Origin of the sequence: Blautia sp. NSJ-175 (assembly GCF_022867815.1) — a bacterium.
GTDB classification, from domain to species: Bacteria; Bacillota; Clostridia; order Lachnospirales; family Lachnospiraceae; genus Blautia; species Blautia celeris.
In genome coordinates, this window is record NZ_JALIFQ010000015.1 from 12,820 (window position 1) to 36,772 (window position 23,953).

Consider the following 23,953-nt stretch of genomic DNA (forward strand, 5'->3'; position numbering starts at 1 on the left):
CCAGCGGAATGGCTACGGATTCCTATTCTTTCAGCCTTCTTTCAATTGCATTCACAACAGATTCCAGCACTTTGATGCGGGCATAATATTTGTCATTGCCCTCCACGATGATCCATGGTGCATAGGAGGTTGAGGTACGGATGACCATCTCGTTGACTGCCTCCTCGTACTGATCCCATTTTTCCCGGTTTCTCCAGTCTTCGTCTGTGATCTTCCACTGTTTTTCCGGATTTTCCATGCGCTCTTTGAATCTCCGCTCCTGCTCATCCTTGTCAATATGCATCCAGAATTTCAGCACGATCGCTCCGGAATGGGCCAGATGGGCTTCCATATCATTGATCTCCTTGTAGGCCCGCTGCCATTCTTCTTTGGTGCAGAATCCCTCGATCCGCTCCACCATCACCCTTCCGTACCAGGTCCGGTCAAATATGGCAACATGGCCTGCCTTTGGCATGTCCTTCCAAAAGCGCCACAGATAATGGTGGTTCTTCTCCACAGCAGAGGGAGCCGCCGTAGGATTCACCACATATCCTCTGGGATCCATGGCCTCTGTAAGACGCTTGATGGCGCCGCCCTTGCCTCCCGCATCCCATCCCTCAAATCCCAACACAACGGGGATTCTGCGGCTGTACAGCTCACTGTGGAGGATTGCCATGCGGTCCTGCAGATTTTTTAATTTCTTCTTATATTCTTCCTTTGTGTAGGACAGTGTCAGATCAGCTTTGCTGAGGGTGGAGGATTCCAGGACTTTCCTGGACAGTGGTTCGTATTCCTTCACGGCTTCACCCGCACCGGCCTCCGCCTTACGCGCCTCTTCTTTCGCCAGCTTTTCCGTCTTAACTTCCTCTATCTTCTCTGTCAGACTCTCGATAACAGAGGAAAGAATCTTCACCGTGGCAAAGCGGCGGTCCGTGGCCTCGATAATGGTCCAGGGGGCACACTCTGTCTCTGTCTTCTCCAGCATTTCCTCCAGCATGGCTTTATAGGTGCCATACTCCTCGTTGCGCTTCAAATCAGCCTTGCTGACTCTCCACGCTGTCTCTTTATTATCCAGAAGTCCGTCAAAACGCTTTTTCTGTTCTTTTCTGCTGATGTGCATAAAGAACTTGATCAGCACAGCGCCGTCATCTGTCAGCGTCTTCTCAAATGTATTGATCTCCTGATAGGCATACATAAGCTCTTCCGGTGAAATCTTCTCCTCAAACCTGTCCACGGAAACTCTCCTGTACCAGCTTGTATCAAAAATGGCGATCCTGCCTTTTTCCGGCGTCTTAGTCCAGAAACGCCACAAAAACGGGTACATGCGCTCCTCTTTTGACTCCTGTTTGATAGCAAAAACTTTAAACCCCCTGGGATCCAGCGGATGTATCAGTTTATTGATCTGCACGCCCTTTCCCGCTGCCCCAAACCCTTCAAAGAGAATCATGACCGGGATTCCCAAATCCCTGCATTCCCTCTGCAGACGCGAAAGTGTCCCTTCCAGAGCCTCCATCTTTTCTTTGTACTCTTCTTTCCCCATCTCTTTTGTCAAATCAATCTGTTCTAACATCTGGCTACCTCCTCCATTTTTATGAAAGCGCGGCTGTTAATAGTTACTGTCTGAATCTACACCTGTAAAAGTACAAAAAGGGGCTGGAAAAACCAGTCCCTTCTCATCAGCTGAATAACTAAAAATACTTTTTGTTTCCCCACAGATTTGATTTTTTCAAATCCAGGTATTCATTATAAGCCTTTTCCAGAATCTGCTTTTCGTTGGAAAACCGTAATAGATGGTAAGCTTCATGGAACTTGTAAAAACCGGAATCTACAAAATATTCGTCTCTCTGGGGCCGGCTGTAATAGCTGCTGGCGGCCATGAGATACCAGTAGACATCCTTTTCCACAGTATCTTCCGGCACACAAAAACTATACTGGCTTTTTCCTACATATTTGATGATATTAGCTGCTACACCTGCCTCCTCCTTCACTTCGCGCAGTGCCGTATCCTTATAGTCTTCGCCTTCCTCTACTGTACCCTTTGGCAAAACCCAGCCCTCATATTTGTGCTTATAGGATTTGTACAGGGTCAGTATCTTTCCCCGATATATTACCACCCCGCCACAGCTCGTTGCTTCAATCATAGTGCAAGTCCTCCTGTACGACCCTTTTCCGGGCCAGCGTTGTGTTTCGTTGTTATCAGTATACCTCTTTTTGGATACCTGTGCAAGGGATAAATGGAAACTGCAATGGGGGGGAATTAAGGCGGACGGAAGAGGGAGGGAGCGGGGATGAATGTCTGTGAGCGAAGCGTTGCGCTGCCACGGAGCTAACCTGCTCCCTCCCTCTTCCTGGTTTTTAGCTTTCCCGTATGCGTTTCATAGTGGGTAAAATAAGGGTGCAGGGCGGAAAGTTATATAAATCTAATAATAAAATTCATTGAAGACCTCATGGGCAATGGGGACTGCTACGGAGCTGCCGGTTCCGGCGCCTTCTGCTATGACTGCGATGGCGATCTGGGCATCTCCCATGGTGGAGTATCCTACAAACCAGGAATGGGTCTTTATGTCCCCGTCTGCGCCGTAATACTCCGCGGATCCTGTCTTGCCGGCGGCGCTGTAGTTCTCGCCGCTTAAGGAGGACGCGGTTCCTCTGTTTACCACCTCTTCCATGAGGTTCTGCATCACACGGGCCTCACTGCTCTCCATAAGCTGTTTGTATTCCGCCGGCTTGGTGGACTTCACCACATCCCCGTTCACATTCTCTACATGGTCCACATAATATGGTTTCATCAGCACGCCGTCATTGGCAATGGCACTGACGATCATGGCCATATGCATGGGAGAGACCAGGGTGTTTCCCTGACCGATGGAGGTCTGCATAAGGAGCGGGTTGCCCGGATGCTCACCCAAGTCGAATCTGCTCTTGTTGTATTCAATGGGAACGGGGAGCTTGCTGTTAAATAAAAGGCTCTCCGCCGTCTGTGTCAGCTTTGATTTTCCCAGATCCACACCGATGCTGGCAAAGGCACTGTTGCAGGATTCCGCGAAAGCCGTGGTGAAATCCTCCTCCCCATGCACTTCCCCGTCATAGCAGGTGATAGTATGGTCATCCATGGTAATGCTGCCGTCACAGTTATAATAATAGCCGTCTATGCTGCCGTGGGCTTTCAGGTAGGCCAGGGCTGTGACGATCTTGAATGTGGACCCCGGCGGATAAGCGCCCTGTGTTGCCCGGTTCAGCAGGCTGCTGTTTGAGTTGTCGCTGACCAGATAATCCCAGTCTTGGGCCACAGTATTGGGATTGAAATCCGGCTTGCTCACAGATGCCAGAACCGCTCCTGTTCGAGGGTCCATGACCACAACAGCGCCTCTGTTGTCTCCCAGAGCATTATAGGCTGTCTGCTGCAGGGAGGCATTCAGGGTGCTGACCACATTGTCTCCCAGGTTCTTTTCACTTTTCAGTTCATTAGCCGCCTGTGAGAGATAGCCGTCATGGGAAGTCATGAGCTGGAAATTCGCCAGGGATTCCAAGCCGTTTTTGCCGTTGGCATCATATCCAACCACATGGGCAAACACATTGCTGTAGGGATATACCCTGGTTTCCGAACCGTCGTCATTTACCTGTGTATAGGCCAGAGTCTGTCCGTCAGAGGACAGGATGCTGCCGCGGACCACCCGGTCCTCGAACTGGTCCTGCCTGGTGTTATAGGGACTGCTGATCACGCCCTCCCGCTTCACCACCTGGAAATAAACCATATAGCCAATCAAAGAAATAAAGATGCATACGAAAAAATAACTGACTATGGCATATTCCCGGTTCCGGGCCTTCTTAGCCTTTAATTCTTTTTTCTCTAACGCCTTCTCTTCCTTTAAGAGACGCTTCTCTTCTTTTTTCTTTCTGCTTTTCAAGTTCTTCATCCTCGTCTTCTCTCAAAATATATAACCCCTGGATAATCGCCAGCATGATGATCGTGCTTAACACAGAGCTTCCGCCGTAGCTGACAAGGGGAAGGGTGATTCCCGTCATGGGGATAAATTTTGTCACACCGCCGATGGTAAGAAACACCTGAAACGCATATTCCGTTCCCAGTCCCAGCGCGATCAGTTTATAAAACGGTTTCTTGATCTGCAGGGAGATATTCACCACCAGCAAAAACATACTCATACAGATCAGGATCAGGCACATGGCAAAGAGAACCCCCATCTCCTCACAGATCGCAGCAAACATATAGTCCTGCTTAACAAAGGGAATCATATTGGGGGAACCCTGGCAAAGCCCCATGCCAAACAGACTTCCTGTACCGATGGCAAACAGCCCCTGCACAATTTGATATCCCGCCCCTTCATAGACAGAGAAGGGATTTTTCCAGGCAACTACCCTCTGGCGCACATGTCCGAAGAGGAAGTAGGCGCCCACAGCCGCCACGCAGCCGGAGCCAAGCCCCGCCAGCAGATACAGAGGCTTTTTGGTAGCCACATACAGCATGACCACGTATGTGATGAAAAAAACCAGAGCACTTCCAAGGTCCTTGGATATGACCAGTACCAGCACATAAGCGGCAGCCACTGCCGTTGTGATCACATGATCCTGAAACGTAGCTCTTTTCCTGTACAGCCTGCAGGCAACAAAAAATACAAAGATGATCTTCACAAACTCCGAGGGCTGGAACGCGAATCCACCCAGAGAAATATTGATCTTCGCCCCGTTGACATTCTTGCCCAGGACCAGAACTACCAAAAGCAGCAGCATGCCCGCCCCGGCATAGAACCAGGTCCACTTATTTAAAAAGGTCAGTTTTCTTATCATGACCGGTATCACCATGGCAATAACCGTAGCGATCACCACGATCTGAAACTGCCGCACCGCAGATTCCGTATCCAGCCTTGCCAGCATGATAAAGCCCACAGAGAGCAGCATGCACATATGGTTCAGCAAAAGCAATGACGCCTTCTTGTAAAAGATTCGGTAAAGTACCTGAACCACAATAAAATACAAAAGCTGTGCTCCAAAGAAATATATGACCTCCATCTTCTCCGTCTTCAGGAAAATAACAAGGAAAGCCACAAAATCCATAAAGAAGATCACAATAAGCTGTTTTCTTAAAATATACCGCTTATCATCCTCAGCCTTGTATTTAAACACACTGAAACTCTCCAGCGTATAGAGAGCCGCCAGTATAAGCAGCAGATATTTTGAAAGTTCTACAATTAAATTAATCAAATCTTCACCTACTCCACGCCCCGTTTAAAATGCCCTTTTGTAAATTCAGGCACCTGATCCGGCACGTTTTTATTTTTCTTGTAAACATCCAGAAACAAATCGAGCAGTCTTCCAGTTTCAGCTTTCCCTTCTATCGTAAAGTTCATACGGAATGCCGAAACAGATAAGGCTTTTATCTGCTCTGCCTCCTTTAAAAGACCTGTGGGAACGCTGTTGTAAATCACATTATAACAGAAATCACACACGCACTGGGCGGTAAAATAATTCCCGTACCTGTCTTTCAGCCGCACAGTTCCGCTCTTTTTATCACAGGCGTTATATGTCTTCTTCAGACACTGGGCAGATATCATCATAGGGTAATACCCGTAGACAATCCACTCGCTGCCCGCATTATCTCTGCGGCGTATCTCCCCGCCGTTCTGCTCCAAAGGAACCGTGGTGCGCAGCACACCCCGGTCTTCCAGAAAAGCTTTTGACGCGTCATTAAACGCATATAAAGAGTGATCACACACCGCTTTCTCTGCAAGTCCCAGACTCTTTACATACCCCAGCTCTTCCAGATTCCGCACCAGGAACCCATCCAGACACCCCGCCAGATTCATAAGTTCTGCCTCTTTGCTCTCCAGATTTTTCTCTCTCTGGATATAGGGAAATGCCAGATAACACTCCTTGCCGAATTCCTTTATATACTCCACGGCATACCTGGTCTTTTCCTCAAAACTATCGCCCCAGAACATGGATATGCTGCAGTAAATACCATCCACTTCCGGCCGTCTCAAGGCCTCCTCCATTTGTTCCCATGTCTCCACAGATACGTAAAACTTTTTGGAACCCCTGCTTTTTTCCGGTTTTGGGGATGTTTTCTTCTCCCCGCCATCCATCCTCCGTACATCCAGCACGCGTCTGAAGGGCTGCAGGCACTCTTTTTCCAGCGCTTCCAGGCCTTTTCTGCGCAATTCATTCAGACTCTGCATGGGCAGAAATCCCTGCTCATCTGTCTGCACATCCAAGTGTTCAAATACAAACGGGGTGTTCCCTGTCTTCTCCATCTGCTTTTTCACCCGTTCTGCGTCAAGGGGCTGCTTCCTGGCTTCCTGTACGGTTTCCCCTTCCACCTGTACGTGGCGGTTTCCGTACTCCAAATCCAGTATAGCAGGGCTGCCGCAAAAGAGGATTACATTTCCGTAAATTTTTTCTTGCAATTTCTTGTCAACATATTGAACTTTCAATTGCGAAAATAAGTCTTCATCCCGTTTTCCCGGTCCCTTTTCCCGGCTGTCCCGGGCCTTTAGATTCTGCACAGCCATCATATTTCTGCCATTGTGCTGTTTATAATAGCCCTCGTTGAACCCATCTCTCTGGTATAACTTTAAAAGCTCCTGCCTGTCGCTGTCCAGGACACGAAAGCTTTTGGGGTTCTCTTTATACAGATCCAGATATTTTCGGTAAATCCTTGTGACGCCTGCCGCATATTCCGGCTTTTTCATGCGCCCCTCTATTTTCAGGGAATAGACTCCCGCGTCCAAGATCTCCGGCAGAATGTCAATGGTGCACATATCTTTTGGACTCAGAGGATATTCCTCCTTCTTACTTCCCAGCCTTTTCTCTCCGTCGTACACTTCATAGGGAAGCCTGCAGGGCTGTGCACATCTTCCCCTGTTGCCGCTTCTTCCTCCCAGCATACTGGAGAACAGGCACATACCGGAATAGGAGTAACAGAGTGCGCCGTGAATAAAGCTCTCGATCTCCATCCCTGTCTCCTCATAGATCTCACGAATCTCCTGAAGGGACAGCTCACGGGCAGTCACGATCCTGGATGCCCCTGCCTCCTTCATAAGAGCTGCCCCCTTCGGCCCGGTCACCGCCATCTGGGTACTCACATGGATGGGCAGCCCGGGAAATTCCCTTCTGATAAAAGAGAGAACGCCATAGTCCTGTACAATAACAGCGTCCACGCCCTGTTCATAATAAGGAGCCAGATAGGTGTACAACTGTTCTTCCAGCTCTCTGTTTTTAAGCAGAGTATTCACGGTCATATATATTTTCTTTCCGTGCAGGTGGGTAAAATCAATGGCTTCAAGCAGTTCGTCTGTGTCCGGGTTGTTGGCGTACGCCCTGGCCCCGAACATCTGACCTCCAATATAGACCGCATCCGCCCCCGCTTGGACAGCGGCACGAAGCCCCTCATAAGAACCGGCAGGTGCCAGCAGTTCTGCTCTCATAATCTGTCTCCTCCAAAATTCCTGTTGATAGAAAAAGGGCGTGTTACTTCTGTCCGAAGCGCGCCCTATCATTCTGTGTTCCGGAAGTTTTAAGCATGCTCACTATTGTTTTAAAAATTCTTCCAGTTCTTTTTCCAGTTCCTCTATTCTGTTCTGCAGCTTATCCATCTGCTCATTCTTCAGCGCCACGTCTTTTCTGGCATTCTCAAGCTGTACCTGGCTGGTGATCAGGTCATGCTTCAGATCATACATTTCTCTGTCCTTTGCCTCCAGGTCCTCCTCGAAAATCTCCGCCTGACGTTTGGCCTTAAAGTAATCATCTGCCACATTCAGGCTCAAAAGCGTGTGTTTTGTCTCCACGGACTGACGGCTGTAACCTGGGAGCTGTCCCAGTTCCGTCATTTTATTATTCATATAAGATGCAACCTTCTGCAGGTATTCTTCACTTTCATATCCGCTCAGGGTAATAATCTTGCCTCCGATTAAAACCTGTGTAGTATTCTTTACTGCCATTCAAGGGCTCCTCCCGATTTTCATTCATGACAACAGAAAGTCCGCAAAGCGCCCTTTCCATCATCTGCATTTTATTTCCACTGTCTATTATAATCGAAATATGCAGAAAAACAACCTTTTTCTCATTCCCCTGTCTGATTCAGCCCCAAATGGTGGTATGCCAGCTCGCTTGCCACCCTTCCTCTGGGGGTACGGAGCAGAAATCCATTCTTGATCAGATAGGGTTCGTAGACGTCCTCAATGGTGCCGGAATCCTCACCGATGGCTGCGGCAAGGGTATCCAGACCCACAGGTCCGCCGGAAAAACGCTGAATCACAGTGGTGAGCAGAAGCCGGTCTGTCTGGTCAAGCCCATATCTGTCCACCTCCAGAAGGTCCATGGCAAAATCAGCAACCTCTTTTGTGATCTTCCCGTCATACCGCACCTGGGCAAAGTCTCTGACTCTCTTTAAAAGCCGGTTTGCAAGCCTCGGGGTCCCACGGGAACGTTTTGCCATCTCCCAGGCCCCCTCCTCGTCAATCTCCACTCCAAGCACATTTGCAGAATGCAGTATAATGGTCTTCAACTCCTCTTCCGTGTAAAACTCCAGGTGATGTACCACCCCGAACCGGTCACGAAGAGGCGCAGTCAGAAGACCTGCCCTGGTGGTGGCCCCCACCAGTGTAAATTTCGGAAGGTCCAGACGGATGGAACGGGCAGCCGTGCCCTTTCCTATCATAATGTCAATGGCATAGTCCTCCATGGCCGGATAGAGCACTTCTTCCACCTGTCGGTTCAGCCTGTGGATCTCATCTACAAAAAGCACATCATGCTCCTGCAGGTTGTTGAGGATTGCCGCCATCTCCCCGGGCTTTTCAATGGCCGGACCGCTGGTCACTTTCATATGTACACCCAGCTCATTAGCTATGATACCTGCCAGTGTGGTCTTGCCCAGTCCCGGAGGGCCGTAGAACAGCACATGGTCCAGCGCATCATTTCTCTGTTTAGCAGCTTCTATGTATACCTTCAGGTTATTCTTTGCCTTCTCCTGGCCGATATAGTCATCCAGGTACTGCGGGCGCAGATTTCCCTCTATTTTCAAGTCTTCTTCTATTACGTCTGTGGTAATCACTCTTTTTTTATCCATGCTCTCATCCCGCTAAAAATTCATTTTTTTCAATGCCAGTTTCAGTATCTCCTCCACGTTCATGTGGGAAGTCACATCCACCTGCTTCACAGCCCGCAAAGCCTCGCTGCCGGAATACCCAAGCGCGGTGAGGGCCTGCACAGCTTCCTTTTTGGCATCCACAAGGTCCCCGGTCTCCGTCTGGGAGGCTTCCTGCACATGCATGGTCTTCGTATCAAACGCCTCTTGTAAGTCCAGCTTGTCCTTCAGCTCCAGGATCATCTTCTGCGCTGTCTTCTTCCCCACACCGGGCGCTCTAGAAATCGTCTTCACATCATCCGAAAGCACTGCAAAACGCAGCTCATCTGCGGACAGCCCGGAGAGAATCCCAAGAGCCGCCTTCGGCCCGATCCCGCTGACACCAAGAAGCATCCGGAACATTTTCAGATCATCCCGCGTGAGAAAGCCATACAACTGCATGGCATCCTCCCGCACATGGAGATGTGTATGTATTTTCACTTCCTGTCCCGGACGCAGGGTGCCGTCCAGGGCAGAGGCGGGCATGGAGACATTATATCCTATATTTCCGCACTCCAGAATCAGTTTTTCCTCTTCTATTTCAACCACTTCGCCTTTTAAGTATGCAATCATGTCAAGTCCTTTCCAGGTATTCGTTTCATAATCTCACCGGACAGAATACCAATCAGCAGTCCGGTCAGAAGCCCTGCTATGAGAAGTACAGGAAGATAGTAAAAAAGATTCACATTCTCCACCACGCAGACTGCGATCAGAATCTGTCCGATATTGTGTGTCACACCGCCGGCAATACTCACACCTGCCACGGAAAAACCGCCGTTCTTTTTCAAGAGCACCATGACCAGCAGGCTCAGCCCCGCCCCTGCCAGACTGAACAATATGGAAAACAGATTTCCAAACATAAATCCAATCACCAGTATTCTGATAAAAGAGACAACTGCCGCCTCTCTCCATCCGAAAAGGTACAGCAGAATCACAGTGACCAGATTTGCCAGCCCCAGCTTAATCCCGGGAATGCCCGCAAAAACCGGCAGCAGGGTCTCCACATACCCGAATATAATGGCAGCCGCTGCAAACAGCCCCATATACGCTGTCTTCTTCATATCCTTATCTCCCTGCATCCTCAACAGTCTTACACCGCTGCCCTTGAATCTTATCCTCTCTCTATGACGCCACCACATCCGGCCCCTCCGAGGACTCCCTGCTTACAATCTCCAGCACTACCCGGTTAGGCAGACAGACAATCGTACCGCCGGTCTTTGAAATCCTCTTCTGCTTCATACAGAGATGATCCGGACAGTCCGCCTCCGTCATCGTCACATACCCATCCTTTATCTCACACACATTCGTATCCCCTATACGGATGACCTGGTCTTCCTCCAGCGAATACACCCCATACTCTTCCCCGTCCACGGTAATACGAAGCTGTGCCTTTTCATATGTAAACTGCCCCCGTACATAGGGAATAAACCAGCATAAAAAAGCGATCAGCAATACAATGCCAATCAGTCCTATATCTCTTTTTTTCATTTTCATTTTAACATTCTAACATAAGAAGAACCAAAATGCAAATATACGTTCGCAAGAGGGGGATTTTGGTGGCAATAGGGACTGGATAAGGCGGGGAGGGCGGGGTGTCAGTCTTTTCCGTCCCCTTTAAGCTCCACCCCATCCGTAGCCTCCACCTTCCCATCTTTCCTCACAAACACGGCCTCAACCCCCGCCGTATTCTCAATCAATTTCCTCCCTTTCTCATACCCAAGTATCAGACAACTGGTACTAAGCGCATCCCCCTCAAGCGAACTCTTTGACAAAATCGTCACCTGCGCCAGATCCGTCTCCACCGGATATCCTGTTTCCGGGTCCAGCACATGGTAATACAACTCTCCGTCAGCTTCAAAGTATCTCTCATAAATCCCTGACGACACCACGGAACTCCCCGCCGCATCCACATAAGCCACAATCTCATTCCTCTCGGCAAACGGCTTCTGTATCCCAATCTCCCAGGGACTCCCATCCTCTTTTCCCCCGATGGTCAGCACATTCCCCCCCAGATTGATATACCCGCTCTCGATTCCCTCTGATACCAGATACTCTTTCAGCCTGTCCGCAATATACCCCTTGGCCAGCGCGCCCAAATCCAGCATGGTATTCGGATCATCAAATTTCACTTTATCCCCTGCTTCCAGATGCACCCGGGAATACCCCACTTTTTCAAGTGTCTTTTTTATCTCCTCCTCATCGGGAACCTTTGGATCTTCATTTTTAAAATCCCACAGATCCGACAGCGGTGCCACTGAGATATCAAATCTTCCGCCTGTCACCTCATAATACTCCTTCGCACAGGAGAGCAGCGCATATAAATCCTCGGACACCACTGCCTCGCTCTCTGTTCTGTGATTCAGACGGTAAAGCTCACTGTTTTCTTTTGTCCGGCTGAATATATCCTCATATTCAGCACATTTGGCAAATGCCTCATCCAGCACATGCTCTCCCTGCTCCTGCTCCTCACAAAGGATAGAAACAGAAATCATGGTGTCAAAAAAGAATCCCTTTTTTGACACCATGTCCTTTTTTTTCTGACCGCAGCCGCCCACCAAAAGGCAGACTGCAGTCAGACATATGAAAATAAATATTTGTTTCTTATTCATCAGCAGATAATCTTTCTCGGGCAGGTTTCCTGACACTTGCCGCAGTTGGTGCATTTTTCAGAATCAATGTGCGCCAGATTGTCCTCAATGGTGATGGCCTGTGCCGGACATTCTCGCTCACATTTTTTGCAGGCGATACAGCCCACCTTGCAGGCATTCATGACTGCTTTTCCTTTTTCTTTGGAGCTGCAGGCGACCGCGTGCTTCTGCTCATAAGGGATCAGCTCGATCAGATGTCTTGGACAGGCTGCCACACATTTTCCGCAGGCTTTACATTTTTCCTTGTCCACAAGAGCAATGCCGTTCACTATATGTATCGCGTCAAAAGGACAAACCTTGACACAGCTTCCGGAACCCAGACAGCCAAAGCTGCAGGATTTTGCTCCGCCGTTCTGCATCTGGGAGATCATCTTACAATCCGAAACTCCTGTATATTCGTATAATTCCGTTGTTTTTTCACAGTCACCGGCACATTTTACGAATGCAGTCATGCGCACTGTCTCTCCCACTTCTTCTCCCATGACTGCACCAATCTTGGCTGCCACAGGCGCACCGCCTACGGGACAGGCATTCACAGGCGCCTCGCCTTTTGCGATTGCTGCCGCAAGGCCGTCGCAGCCCGGATATCCGCAGCCGCCGCAGTTGTTGCCCGGAAGCTCTTCCCTGACTAATATTTCTTTTTCATCTACTTCTACGGCAAATTTCTTTCCTGCTACTCCCAGGAACACTCCGATAAAGAGGCCTACGCCGCCTACCAAAACCGCCGCAATTACAATTCCTGTAACCATATCTCGCGCCTCCTTAGATTATGCCGGAGAAGCCAAAGAAAGCAATGGCCATCAGACCGGCTGTCAACAGTACCATGGGAAATCCCTGGAAATATTTCGGAATATCATTGTATTCCATCTTCTCACGCAGACCCGCCATAAGTACAATGGAGATGGTGAAGCCAACGGCTGTGGCAAAACCATTTACGGTACTCTGAAGCACATTGTACTCCTTCTGCACATTGATGACCGCTACGCCGAGAACCGCGCAGTTGGTGGTGATCAAAGGCAGATACACACCCAGACTCTGATAAAGGGCCTGCATGGACTTTTTCAGGAACATCTCCACGAACTGTACCAGGGCTGCAATGACCAGAATAAAGACAATTGTCTGCAGGAACTGCATATTCACATGTGGATTTGCCAGCAGATACTTATAAATCAGACTGGTGACCAGGGAGGACAGCGTGATAACAAAGACAACTGCTCCGCCCATACCCGCTGCGGTCTCAATTTTCTTGGAAACGCCGAAGAACGGACACAATCCCAGGAATTGGCTCAGCACAACGTTGTTTACTACTGCAGCGCCGACCGCAATAATCAATAATTCTTTCATGCTCCTATCCTCCTATTTCTTCTCCGTGTTGTCGTAAAATTTGCCGCTGCAGGATTTGTTGCCGCAGGTTGCACAGCCGCCTTCCATACAGTGTACAGGATGCTGTTCTTCTTTTGGCTTCTTATCCTGTATTCTGGCGCGCAGGGCTGCCAGAAATGCCAGTACGAAAAAGGCTCCCGGTGCCAGGATGAAAATCGTTGCCGGCTCATAAGCGCCCGGCATAACCTGGAATCCGAACACGGTTCCCGCACCGATCAGTTCACGGAAAGCTGCCAGGATGGTAATGGAAAGGGTAAAGCCAAGACCCATGCCGATACCGTCGAAGATGGAAGCCACAGGAGTATTCTTGGAAGCAAAAGATTCCGCTCTTCCCAGAATGATACAGTTTACTACGATAAGGGGAATATAGATTCCCAGGGAATCATAGAGGGAAGGGATGAATCCTTCCAGCAAAAGCTGTACCACAGTAACAAAGGATGCCACGATCACAATGTAAGCGGGCATACGCACCTTATCCGGAATGATATTCCGAAGAAGGGAAATGAACAGATTGGACATCATGAGCACCACGGTAGTGGTAAGGCCCATGCCGATACCATTGATGGCTGCCGTTGTAACTGCCAGAGTCGGACACATACCCAGTACCAGGACAAAGGTAGGATTTTCTTTGATGATACCGTTATATAAACGCTCCGCAGGTGAATTTTCTCTCATCCTATTTAGCCTCCTCTACTACATACTGGAATGCACACAGACCGGCATTGACGCCGCCTGTCATAGCCTTGGATGTGATGGTTGCGCCGCTTAAGGCATCAATCTGGCTGTCTGACTGCGATCCGGTTTTGGTCACTTCAAATTTATCGACTTTTTTATCTTTAAACTGATTCTTGAAATCATCTTTCTGAGCATTCATGCCAAGGCCGGCAGTCTCGCCGATCTCCAGGATTTCAATCCCGTTCATGGTGCCGTCATTCTGGATTCCCATGGAAAAGGTAATATCTCCGCCGTATCCTTCGGATGTGGTCATATTGATGGCATATCCCAGCACTTCGCCCTGTGCGTCCAGAGCTTTCATCACTTCGTTGACTGTCTGGGCTGTGTAGCCGTTCTCTGACAGATAAGCTGCCAGATCCGCATCTTCCGCCGGAACACACAGCTCAAAGGAGTCTGCGTCCGCGAAAACAGCCATATAAGCCTCCTGTTTTTCCTTCTCCTTCTGCTCAGCGATCGGATCTATTGTGATCTGATAGACCAGACCCAAAAGCAGGCCGGAAATCAGGGTTATGACGGTAAGAATCAGCGTATCTTTTAAAATCGTGTTCTTTTTCATGCTTTCTTACCTCCTTTTCCGAATGCAACCGGCATGGTGACACGCTCAATGAGAGGCACCAGAAGGTTGCAGAAAATGATGGCGTAGGAAACACCTTCCGCTGAACCGCCGAAAATACGGAAAAGTCCGGTAAATACGCCGAGACAGACACCGTACACCAACTGTCCCTTTTTCGTGATCGGTGTGGTCACGTAATCCGTTGCCATGAACCAGGCACCCAGCATCAGACCGCCGCCGAAGAGATGGGCTGCAAGATAGTTTATATCAAAGCCGTGTCCGCCGAACAGCAGCACAAATACGGCAAAGGTACCGATATAGGTGAGCGGAATCCTGCAGTCAATCACTTTTGTTCCCAGCAGAATGGCCGCGCCGACCAAAATAGCCAGGGCAGAAGTCTCACCAATGGTTCCCTGTACATTGCCCAGAAACAGGCTCATGATATCAACACTCTCCCCTGCCTTTAAAGCTGCCAGAGGGGTAGCACCTGACACGGTATCCACCACATTTCCCCAGGCACTTTCAGGTACGGCAAAGTTTGTCATCCTGCCTGTAAAAGAGATCAAAAGGAAGCATCTTGCCGCCAAAGCCGGGTTCATAAAGTTCTGTCCCAGTCCGCCGAAGAGCTGTTTTACCACTAAGACAGCAAACACACCGCCGATGACCGGAATCCACCAGGGTGCGGACGGCGGCAGGTTCAGGGCCAGAAGAAGGCCGGTCACAGCCGCGCTGTAGTCTTTGATCGTCAGTTTTTTGTGCATAAAGTGTTCATACACGGCCTCTGTAGCCACGCAGGTCGCCATGGATATGAGAATCAGCAGAAGCGCGTGAGGCCCGAAATTATAGATACCAAATAAAGCTGCCGGCAGCAGCGCGAGCAGTACCGTGCCCATAATGCCGCTGGTGCTCACCTTCGACCGCACATGAGGCGAAGATGAAATATGTAATAAGTCACTCATGTTATTCTCCTCCTACTTTGGCTTTTTCCTGTTGGCAAGAACCATTTTTCTCATGGACCGGACAGACTGGGTCAGAGGCCTCTTTGCCGGACAGACAAAACTGCAGCATCCGCACTCCACACACTCCATACCATTGAATTTCACAAAAAGTTCTTCCTGTCCCTCCTCCGCATATGTTGCCAGACGGGACGGAACAAGCCTTGCGGGACATCCGCTGACGCAGCGTCCGCAGTTGATACAGGCCGACTCCTCATTGGCTGCCACCACGTCTTTTGTCAGACACAGAATGGCAGATGAAGTCTTCACAATGGGCACATGGTAATCAAACATGGCAAAGCCCATCATGGGGCCGCCGGAGATCACTTTCTCCACAGAGCCTTTAAAGCCCCCGGCTGCCTCGATCAGTTCCGCGAAACTGGTTCCGGTCTTTACCCGGAAGTTCTGGGGATTTGCAATACCGTCCCCTGTCACAGTGACGATCTTCTCTATTACGGGGCGTCCCTCCATGACAGCCCTGCAGATGGCGCAGACCGTATCCACATTGTCCACCACGCAGCCCACGTCCGCAGGAAGCATGGATGAATTCAGCTCCCGCTCCGTAACGGCATTGATCAGACAGCGCTCAGCGCCCTGAGGGTATTTTGTCTTGAGGGTCTTTACCTCTATGCGCGGCTCATCCTTTACGATCTCTGTCATCTTTGCGACACAATCCGGTTTGTTGTCCTCAATGCAGATACATCCCTTTGCATTGTCAAAAAGCTTCAGCATGCATTTCAGCCCTCCCACTACCAGTTCAGGCTGTTCCATCATCCTGCGGTAATCTGAGGTCAGATACGGCTCACATTCCGCTCCGTTTACCAGAACATACTCAATTTTGTCCGGTTCCTTCGGAGACAGCTTCACATGGGTAGGGAAACCAGCTCCGCCCATACCTACAACACCGCCGTCCTGAATCCTTTTGATGATCTCCTCTTTGGAAAGTGCATCCAGAGAGTCCACTTTCTGCATTTCAATACTCTCGTATTTCCCGTCATTCTCCACAGTAACAGCATCCACCATGTTCCCCATATTGTTCCGCACTTTGCCAACTGCAGTTACGGTACCGGAAACGGATGCGTGAATGGGTGAGGAAACAAAACCTCCCGTCTCAGCAATTTTCTGCCCGGCCAGTACATGGTCACCTTTTGCCACAATGGCCTTTGCAGGTGCGCCTATGTGCTGTGATAGCGGATAGACCAGCTCTTGTTTCGGCAGGTAATCCGTGATAGGCTTGTCTTTTGACAGTTCTTTTCCATCATAAGGGTGTACGCCGCCCTTAAAGGTTAAAAACGCCATGTGTAGTCCCTCCTTTAATTGAATAATTAAGAAGCCAGTTAATGTTTTTTGGCTTTTCTTTCTTTATAGCGCCGGAACTCTGCACGCAGTCCAGGATAAGCATGGATCATACGTTTTCCGACAATGTTGGATTTTTTCCTTGCAGATAAGTATTTTTCTGAGAATTCATCCATACGTCTCTCAAGCTCCGCTTTCTTTTCCAGATAGTTTTCAGATAGAGAAAAGCGCTCCTCCAACAGTTTTGAGAACTCCGCTTTCTTTGTACCGATTTTTTCCGCAGCCTCGGCCAGGTTGAAAGCTCTGATTTCTTCCAGTCTGTCGCTGATTTCTTCTTTTGTCTCATATAGTTTTGTAGTCTGCAGGTATGCGGTCAGCTCTTCCATCATATCCTCCAGTTTTGCTAATTTCTTGCTGATGCCGAATGCTGCCACTGCGGAGGTAACAAAATCCGCACTGTACAGAACCGCCACAACGCTCACGGCAATCTTTCCGATGGAAACAGGGTAAAGATTGGTCAGCCATTCCACAAAAGGATGGAACACCTCAAAGAGCAGAACGGTGAAGACACCCCAGGCAAGGGAAGAACCGAGACAGATATACCCGTGCAGGTTGCACTTTTTTTTGCTGTAATCCCACCATCTGGTATGGAAGATCGTCTCCATGAGCCATCCGGTTATATATTCCAGCACAGTGGCAACCACCACGCCTCCTATGTAGAGCACCAGAAGATTCTGATCAAAGTCTTTCAGAATCAGATAGACGCTGACAGCGCCGAACCCGTAAATGGTACAGAACGGACCGTTGATAAAGCCTCTGTTCACAGGTTTTTTTGATTTTACAGAAACGTAACAGGATTCCCACACCCATCCTAAAAAACTATAGATAAAAAACCAGTTTATGATATAATACAGAGAGATTCCTGCAACTTTAAAATCCATAGACGCCTCCTTCTTATGTCCCTTCAGGGGCATATTTGCTATACATAAGTCAGAGATGCCCCATTGGGTATTTATTACGTCTTTATATAATATAACATTATTTTCAAAAAACTGCTACAATGATTTGGCTATTTTTCGTATTATTTTTGATACAATCAGAAAGGTTATTGTTAAAATGCTAACAAACAAGATATTTAATTATCAATTTCTGCCAGAAAGTGCTAAACTCTTTCTTCCCGCAGATATTGAAGAAGATGACATTTTATTTTTTGATATTGAGACCACCGGTCTGAGCCATAGAAACAGCCGGGTGTATCTGATCGGTGCTGCTCTTTGTACAGACGGGAAATGGGAAATGATACAGTTTCTCGCCCAAAAGGAGAATGAGAAGGAGGAATACGCCGTGCTGGAAGCCTTTCAGTCTCTGTGCGCCCGGAAACGCTGTTTCCTGCACTTTAACGGCAGCACCTTTGATATTCCCTACCTGCAGCACAAATATCAAAGCTACCGGCTTACATCGCCCTTCAAAGACGCTGTGTCTGTGGATCTGTACCGGACACTCCGCCCCCTGCGCACGATCCTGCAGACCGAAAATTTCCGCCAGAAATCCTTAGAGCCGCTGGCAGGGTACAGACGGCAGGACGCTATGGACGGAAAGGAACTGATCAAGGTCTACCGCACCTATGCCAAAACAGGCGGGGAGACACTTTTAAACCTCCTGTTCCTTCACAATCATGATGACGTGGAGGGCATGGGCTGCCTTTTAGCCTTCGGCGCCCTTCTGGCCCTTCTCAGGGGGAATTTCCGGATGCGGGATATAACGGCAGTGACAGACAGGGCCATGGACGGAAGCCTCCTTCAGGAAGTCCTCTTTACTGTGCAGCTTCCGCTCTCCTTTCCCACCCGGCTCTCTTTTTCACTGCCCTGCGCTTATGTTACTCTGGAAAAGGACTGCTGCAAAATGAAAATGCCTCTTTTGGAAGGCACTTTAAAATATTATTATCCTGACTATAAGAATTATTACTATCTTCCACTGGAAGATGAAGCAGTCCACAAAAGTGTGGGCGTATACGTGGACCCGGCCTGCCGGGAAAAAGCCAAAGCCTCCAACTGCTGCAAAAGGGTGAGCGGTTATTTTCTCCGGGCTTTCGGCGCTCCCCAAATCCCTCTTTTAAAATCCTCCTATGAATCCGGCGACTGCTATATCCAGTGGACAGACAGCTTTCTTAGAAATCCGGAAATGCAGATTTCTTTTCTGTCTGAATATCTGAAAAGCCAGATACGTGTCTGATAAAAAAGGAAATAAGGCCGGCAGCGAATGTGCTTCGCTGCCGGCCTTTTATGTTACAGGGCAGAGAATGCGCACAGCACTCCCGCCTTTTTTATTTCTGTTTCTTATTCCTCTGTGTCGTAAGCAGCTTCTTCTCTGTCTTCAGAAGCCGGCTCCAGAGCTTTCATACTCAGGCTGATCTTTTTCTCTTCTCCGTTGAAGTCTACAACTTTTGCTGTAACAATCTGTCCTACGGATAATACATCAGACGGTTTGTCCACGTGTGCTCTGGAAATCTGGGATACATGCAGTAAAGCATCTACACCGGGCTCCAGCTCAATGAATGCACCGAAATCTGTCATACGTGCGATTCTGCCTTCCACGATGTTGCCTGCAGCGTATTTTTCTGCTGCATCCAGCCATGGGTTCTGATCCTCGAATTTCAGGCTCAGGGCAATCTTATCACCGTTGATATCTTTGATCAGCACTTTGATCGGCTCACCGGCTTTGAATACCTTTTTCGGGTTCTCTACTCTGCCCCAGGACATCTCAGAGATGTGAAGCAGGCCGTCAGCTCCGCCTAAATCAATGAAAGCACCGAAATCTGTTACGTTTTTGATTGTTCCCTCAACCACATCACCCGGATGGATTCTCTCGAACAGCTCTTTCTGCATCTCAGCTTTTTTAGCCATCAGAAGCTGTTTGCGGTCACCGATGATACGGCGTCTTCTCGGGTTGAACTCTGTGATCACAAAGTCAATTTCCTGATCCTGATATTTTGTCAGGTCTTTTTCATAAGAATCGGATACCAGACTTGCCGGAATGAACACTCTTGCCTCATCTAAGACAACACTTAAACCGCCGTCCAGAACCTGTGTTACTTTTGCTGTCAGGACTTCTTTATTTTCAAAAGCTTCCTCCAGTCTCTTATTGCCTTTCTCAGCTGCCAGTCTCTTGTATGTCAAGAGAACCTGTCCTTCGCCGTCGTTGACTTTCAGAACCTTTGCCTCCATGGTGTCTCCTACGGAAACTACTGTAGTCAGGTCAAGATTAGAATCGTTGGAATATTCGTTTCTTGTGATGATACCATCTGCTTTATAGCCAATGTTCAGGATAATCTCATCTTCTTTAACACCGATGACAGTACCTTCGACTACCTCCCCATTTCTGATTGTCTTAAATGATTCGTCTAACATCTGTTCAAAACTTAATTCTGACATGTTTTGAAACCTCCTCAATTATTTTATTTGGGGTTGAAGCCCCTGCTGTAATACCTACACATTGAATGGATCGAAAACTATCAGAATCCAAGTCAGCAAGTGTCTGTATATAGTATGTGTTTTTACATACGCCTTTACATATCTCGAACAGCTTTTGGGTGTTCGAACTATGTTTGCCTCCTATGACAATCATGGCGTCTACTGTCTTTGCAATCTCTGCCGCTTCTGCCTGTCGCTCATTGGTTGCATTGCAAATCGTATTTAAAACAAGTCTATCATACCTCTTTTTGGCTAAAATTTCAACTAGTTCTTGAAAATTCTTGTAATTAAATGTCGTCTGCGATACAATACATACCTTTTCATGGCCTTCCAGAAGGAATTTTTCGGCCTCTTCCCTTGTTTCAATGACCGTGGATGGACCTTCACACCAGCCCCGGGTCGCTTCCACCTCAGGGTGGTCTTTATTTCCGATGATGACAATATGACGTCCTGCACGGCTTTCCCGCTCCACGATCCTGTGAATCTTCAGCACAAAGGGACAGGTCACATCCACATAGTCCAGTCCTTTTTCCCTGAGTACCTCGTAAATCCTTCTCGGCACTCCATGGGATCGGATGATAACAGTTCCTTCGGAGAGGGCCTTAAGCTCCTCTTCACTGTTCAGAACCGAGACGCCTCTCTTTTCCAGATCTCCCACCACTTCTTCATTGTGAATGATAGACCCATAGGTATACACACCGGATTTTTTCTCCCCGGCAACCTCATATGCTTTTTCCACTGCCCGCTTCACACCAAAACAGAAGCCGGCGCTTTTCGCTGTTTTTACTTCCATTCCCAGCTCCTTCAGCTCTTTTTCTTTTCACAGACAGCGGTCATGGCATCCAAAACTTCCTCAATTGTCATGTCGGAAGAATCCAGAAGGACCGCGTCCTCTGCCTTCTTAAGCGGCGAGATCTCCCGGTTCATATCCTGATGATCCCGCTTCTCGATATCTTCTTCAATCTGAGCCAGATCCGCTTCCATACCCTTTTCCAGATATTCTTTATAACGCCTTACCGCCCTTGTGTGGACACTGGCCGTCAGATATATTTTCACATCTGCCCCGGGCAGTACACAGGTGCCGATGTCTCTGCCGTCCATCACCACATCTGTCTTAGACGCCAGCTGTCTCTGCAGCTCTACCAGCTTCTCCCGGACTCTGCCGTTCTGCGCGCTTTTGGAGGCCATATTCCCAACCTCCTCGCTGCGTATAAGGCTGCTTACGTCCTCGCCGTTCAAAAGCACCTTCTGAACATTGTCCTCATATATAATAGAGATATCCACACGTTCACAGGCCTCTTCTATCCTGCCGCTGTCCTCTGCGGATATGCCCTCTCTCAGCAAGTAAAGCGCCATAGCGCGGTACATGGCCCCTGTATCCACATAGATGTAGGAAAGCCTTTTTGCAAGCGCTCTGGCTATGGTGCTTTTACCGGCACCTGCCGGACCGTCAATCGCAATGTTAAATGCCATCTTATTTTAAATCTCCTTTGTTTATATACTCTCATTTATGGAGGAAGCCGCCGCGAATGCCGTGGACCAGGCAATCTGCAGATTGAATCCGCCTGTCACCGCATCCAGGTCCAGAACCTCTCCGATAAAATAAAGACCCTTAACTTTTTTTGACTCCATGCTTCCCGGGGAAATCTCCCCGGTCTTCACACCGCCCTGGGTGATGATTGCTTCCTTAAAATCCCGCAGCCCTGTTATGGTCAGCGGCAGCGCCTTGATCAGAGAGACAAAATGCCGCCTCTCCTCCCTGGTGATCTCATTGACTTTCTTTTCCGGAGGTATCCCGGAAAGCTCCAGCATAACAGGCTCCATTTTAGCCGGAAACAGACTTCCTATGGAGTTTTTAAACTGCCGGTTCCTGTTCTCCTCAAAATCCCGCAGGATCCTGGCATCGAGCTGTTCCTCGGACAGTGCCGCCTTTACGTCAATATATCCCTGCAGCTCTTTCTTTTTCAGCCTTTTCGCGATCTTTGAGCTGGCTGTCAGCACCAAAGGTCCGGAGATGCCGAAATGTGTAAAAAGAAGTTCCCCGAACTCATCATAGAGCACCTTTTTCCCGTCCTTCACCGTAAAACGGACATTTTTAAGCGCCAGCCCCTGCATCCGGCCTGCATAAGCCTCCCTGACCTCCAGAGGTACCAGAGCGGGAAACAGTTCCGTAACCGTATGCCCTGCCTCTTTTGCAAAGCGGTAGCCGTCCCCGGTGGAGCCGGTGGCCTGATAAGAATATCCTCCGCATGCCACGATCACCTTATCTCCCAAAATCTCTGCTCCGTCCGAAAGCCTGATTCCCACAGCGCAGCCGTCCTTGAGGAGAAGTCCTGCCGCCTCAGCATGCAGATGTACTTTCACACCCGCCTCGCGCATCCTGGCCTCCAGTGCCCGGATAATATCCGAGGAGTGGTCCGATAGGGGAAATACCCTGTTTCCCCTTTCCGTCTTCAGCTTAACACCCAGGGAAGAAAAAAATGCGGTCACATCCTGGCTGGTATACCCATAGTAGGCGCTGTACAAAAATTTCGGATTGGATACCACGGATTCAAAGAACGTCTCCGGGTCACAGTCATTTGTGACATTACAGCGTCCTTTTCCGGTAATAAAAAGCTTTTTGCCTAATTTTTCATTTTTTTCAAACACATGCACCTGATGACCTTTCTCAGCCAGAAACACAGATGCGAACATGCCGGCAGCTCCGCCGCCGATAATGATTATTTTTGCCATTGCGGGCTCCTTTATTCGCGTAATCTAATCCTCCATGCCGCCCGGATTTTTCAGTTCTATGTCCTGTCCGTCAGCCATATTGATCTCGTCATTATTATAAACCTGATATTCGTCCCAAATCTTCTCCAGATCCTCCAAAGTTGCCACCACTTCCTTCTGCTTTCTCATACAGAGCGCAACCACCAGTGCATTGATCACACTCAGCGGCGCCACCAGCGAGTCCACAATAGAAGCCATATCACTTCTAGCGATCAGGTTACAGGAGGAATACAGATTCATCGGAGAATGGATACTGTCTGTCAGGGTGATCACCTTGGCACTCCTGTTATTGGCGAATTCCAGGGCTTTCAAAGTCCGCATGGAATACCTCGGAAAACTGATTCCGATGATAACATCATCCCCGCTGATATGGATCATCTGTTCAAACAGCTCACTGGAGCTGTTCGTATGCATCAGATGTACGTGATCAAACAAAAGATTAAAATAAAATCCCAGAAAGCTTGCCAGTGGAGCACAGCTTCGTATCCCTACAATATAAATACTTTTCGCTTTGAGGATTGTCTCCACAGCCAGTTCAAAGGCACTGTGGTCTATATGCTCCATTGTCAGCTTGATCTTATCAATATCCGAATGCAGCACCGTATCCAGAATCTCCGACTGGGGAACCCTGCCGTAAGTCACTTCCATCCGCTGTATGGAGTTCAGCTTATTCCTCACCAGCTCCTCTAAAGCCTTCTGGAACTCCGGATACCCTTTATACCCCAGATGGATAGCAAACCGCACCACCGTAGACTCACTGACTCCGACGGTCTCTCCCAGCCTGGCGGCAGTCAGAAAAGCAGCCTTGTCGTAATTGTCATTGATGTATGTGGCCAGTTTTTTCTGCCCCTTGCTGAAGCTCTGGTACTGTTTATTCATCTTACTGAGTAAATTTTCCGCATTACCCATGTCTGTCCCCTCTTCAAAACATACCCGTAGGGTATTTCGTAATTTATGAGCGGTTTTTGCCCATACATGGGTTA

The 23,953-nt window shown here is 48.8% G+C and carries 24 protein-coding genes; 1 reads left to right on the forward strand and 23 read right to left on the reverse strand.

Annotation, left to right across the window (positions count from 1 at the left end; all coding sequences use genetic code 11):
- Positions 1 to 22: 22 nt before the first annotated feature.
- From pap to MUB35_RS20710, 18 genes are all read right to left on the reverse strand, one after another.
- Entirely contained in the window at positions 23 to 1,549 is a 1,527-nt protein-coding gene (gene pap / locus MUB35_RS20625) for a polyphosphate:AMP phosphotransferase (protein ID WP_103732087.1), read from the reverse strand.
- Positions 1,550 to 1,667: 118 nt separating this feature from the next.
- Positions 1,668 to 2,120: an NUDIX hydrolase gene (locus MUB35_RS20630; RefSeq protein WP_033141740.1), complete on the reverse strand. Its 453-nt coding sequence runs from the start codon at positions 2,118 to 2,120 to the stop codon at positions 1,668 to 1,670.
- Between the two features lie 279 nt (positions 2,121 to 2,399).
- The gene (locus tag MUB35_RS20635; RefSeq protein ID WP_148392725.1) at positions 2,400 to 3,896 is read right to left on the reverse strand and encodes a peptidoglycan D,D-transpeptidase FtsI family protein; all 1,497 of its coding nucleotides are present in this window, start codon (positions 3,894 to 3,896) and stop codon (positions 2,400 to 2,402) included.
- Positions 3,808 to 5,199, reverse strand: coding sequence for an FtsW/RodA/SpoVE family cell cycle protein (locus MUB35_RS20640; RefSeq protein ID WP_033141742.1), 1,392 nt, complete (start codon positions 5,197 to 5,199; stop codon positions 3,808 to 3,810). Before MUB35_RS20640 ends, MUB35_RS20635 begins: the two co-directional genes overlap by 89 nt.
- An 8-nt stretch (positions 5,200 to 5,207) precedes the next feature.
- Positions 5,208 to 7,421, reverse strand: a complete 2,214-nt coding sequence (locus MUB35_RS20645) for a U32 family peptidase (protein WP_244806760.1) — start codon at positions 7,419 to 7,421, stop codon at positions 5,208 to 5,210.
- A 102-nt stretch (positions 7,422 to 7,523) separates the two neighbouring features.
- Complete coding sequence (locus MUB35_RS20650) at positions 7,524 to 7,934, reverse strand: cell division protein ZapA (RefSeq protein WP_033141744.1); 411 nt, start codon at positions 7,932 to 7,934, stop codon at positions 7,524 to 7,526.
- Positions 7,935 to 8,056: 122 nt separating this feature from the next.
- On the reverse strand, positions 8,057 to 9,061 hold the full coding sequence (gene ruvB / locus MUB35_RS20655; protein ID WP_033141745.1) for a Holliday junction branch migration DNA helicase RuvB: 1,005 nt from the start codon (positions 9,059 to 9,061) through the stop codon (positions 8,057 to 8,059).
- Positions 9,062 to 9,073: 12 nt separating this feature from the next.
- Positions 9,074 to 9,691, reverse strand: coding sequence for a Holliday junction branch migration protein RuvA (gene ruvA, locus MUB35_RS20660; protein ID WP_033141746.1), 618 nt, complete (start codon positions 9,689 to 9,691; stop codon positions 9,074 to 9,076).
- A complete protein-coding gene (locus MUB35_RS20665; RefSeq protein WP_244806761.1) occupies positions 9,688 to 10,179 on the reverse strand; it encodes a Gx transporter family protein in 492 nt (163 codons plus the stop codon). Before MUB35_RS20665 ends, ruvA begins: the two co-directional genes overlap by 4 nt.
- Positions 10,180 to 10,240: 61 nt before the next feature.
- On the reverse strand, positions 10,241 to 10,612 hold the full coding sequence (locus MUB35_RS20670; RefSeq protein WP_052099517.1) for a NusG domain II-containing protein: 372 nt from the start codon (positions 10,610 to 10,612) through the stop codon (positions 10,241 to 10,243).
- Positions 10,613 to 10,713: 101 nt separating this feature from the next.
- Entirely contained in the window at positions 10,714 to 11,727 is a 1,014-nt protein-coding gene (locus tag MUB35_RS20675; RefSeq protein WP_244806762.1) for an FAD:protein FMN transferase, read from the reverse strand.
- Positions 11,727 to 12,515: an RnfABCDGE type electron transport complex subunit B gene (locus MUB35_RS20680; protein ID WP_033141748.1), complete on the reverse strand. Its 789-nt coding sequence runs from the start codon at positions 12,513 to 12,515 to the stop codon at positions 11,727 to 11,729. Before MUB35_RS20680 ends, MUB35_RS20675 begins: the two co-directional genes overlap by 1 nt.
- A 13-nt stretch (positions 12,516 to 12,528) precedes the next feature.
- Positions 12,529 to 13,110, reverse strand: a complete 582-nt coding sequence (locus MUB35_RS20685) for an electron transport complex protein RnfA (RefSeq protein ID WP_033141749.1) — start codon at positions 13,108 to 13,110, stop codon at positions 12,529 to 12,531.
- Positions 13,111 to 13,122: 12 nt separating this feature from the next.
- Positions 13,123 to 13,824, reverse strand: a complete 702-nt coding sequence (gene rsxE / locus MUB35_RS20690; protein ID WP_033141750.1) for an electron transport complex subunit RsxE — start codon at positions 13,822 to 13,824, stop codon at positions 13,123 to 13,125.
- A gap of 1 nt (position 13,825) precedes the next feature.
- Positions 13,826 to 14,440 carry an RnfABCDGE type electron transport complex subunit G gene (locus MUB35_RS20695; protein ID WP_033141751.1) on the reverse strand — a complete coding sequence of 205 codons (615 nt, stop codon included), beginning with the start codon at positions 14,438 to 14,440 and terminating at the stop codon, positions 13,826 to 13,828.
- Positions 14,437 to 15,396: an RnfABCDGE type electron transport complex subunit D gene (locus tag MUB35_RS20700; RefSeq protein WP_033141752.1), complete on the reverse strand. Its 960-nt coding sequence runs from the start codon at positions 15,394 to 15,396 to the stop codon at positions 14,437 to 14,439. The genes MUB35_RS20695 and MUB35_RS20700 overlap by 4 nt, the downstream gene beginning before the upstream one ends.
- A 12-nt stretch (positions 15,397 to 15,408) precedes the next feature.
- Positions 15,409 to 16,731: an electron transport complex subunit RsxC gene (gene rsxC / locus MUB35_RS20705; RefSeq protein ID WP_033141753.1), complete on the reverse strand. Its 1,323-nt coding sequence runs from the start codon at positions 16,729 to 16,731 to the stop codon at positions 15,409 to 15,411.
- Between the two features lie 38 nt (positions 16,732 to 16,769).
- On the reverse strand, positions 16,770 to 17,669 hold the full coding sequence (locus MUB35_RS20710; protein WP_033141754.1) for a putative ABC transporter permease: 900 nt from the start codon (positions 17,667 to 17,669) through the stop codon (positions 16,770 to 16,772).
- Between the two features lie 175 nt (positions 17,670 to 17,844).
- Here MUB35_RS20710 and MUB35_RS20715 point away from each other — a divergent pair, with 175 nt between their 5' ends.
- Positions 17,845 to 18,960 (forward strand): ribonuclease H-like domain-containing protein, encoded by a 1,116-nt coding sequence (locus MUB35_RS20715; RefSeq protein WP_244806763.1) that lies wholly within the window; start codon positions 17,845 to 17,847, stop codon positions 18,958 to 18,960.
- A 104-nt stretch (positions 18,961 to 19,064) separates the two neighbouring features.
- Here MUB35_RS20715 and rpsA read toward each other — a convergent pair whose 3' ends face one another.
- The 5 genes from rpsA to MUB35_RS20740 are packed head-to-tail and all read right to left on the reverse strand — an operon-like array spanning position 19,065 to position 23,879.
- Complete coding sequence (gene rpsA, locus MUB35_RS20720) at positions 19,065 to 20,159, reverse strand: 30S ribosomal protein S1 (protein ID WP_033141755.1); 1,095 nt, start codon at positions 20,157 to 20,159, stop codon at positions 19,065 to 19,067.
- On the reverse strand, positions 20,140 to 20,991 hold the full coding sequence (gene ispH / locus MUB35_RS20725; RefSeq protein ID WP_033141756.1) for a 4-hydroxy-3-methylbut-2-enyl diphosphate reductase: 852 nt from the start codon (positions 20,989 to 20,991) through the stop codon (positions 20,140 to 20,142). Before ispH ends, rpsA begins: the two co-directional genes overlap by 20 nt.
- 11 nt (positions 20,992 to 21,002) lie before the next feature.
- Positions 21,003 to 21,671: a (d)CMP kinase gene (gene cmk, locus MUB35_RS20730; RefSeq protein WP_244806764.1), complete on the reverse strand. Its 669-nt coding sequence runs from the start codon at positions 21,669 to 21,671 to the stop codon at positions 21,003 to 21,005.
- Positions 21,672 to 21,692: 21 nt separating this feature from the next.
- On the reverse strand, positions 21,693 to 22,931 hold the full coding sequence (locus MUB35_RS20735) for an NAD(P)/FAD-dependent oxidoreductase (RefSeq protein ID WP_244806765.1): 1,239 nt from the start codon (positions 22,929 to 22,931) through the stop codon (positions 21,693 to 21,695).
- Between the two features lie 24 nt (positions 22,932 to 22,955).
- Positions 22,956 to 23,879 carry a MurR/RpiR family transcriptional regulator gene (locus tag MUB35_RS20740; RefSeq protein ID WP_033141759.1) on the reverse strand — a complete coding sequence of 308 codons (924 nt, stop codon included), beginning with the start codon at positions 23,877 to 23,879 and terminating at the stop codon, positions 22,956 to 22,958.
- Positions 23,880 to 23,953: the final 74 nt, after the last annotated feature.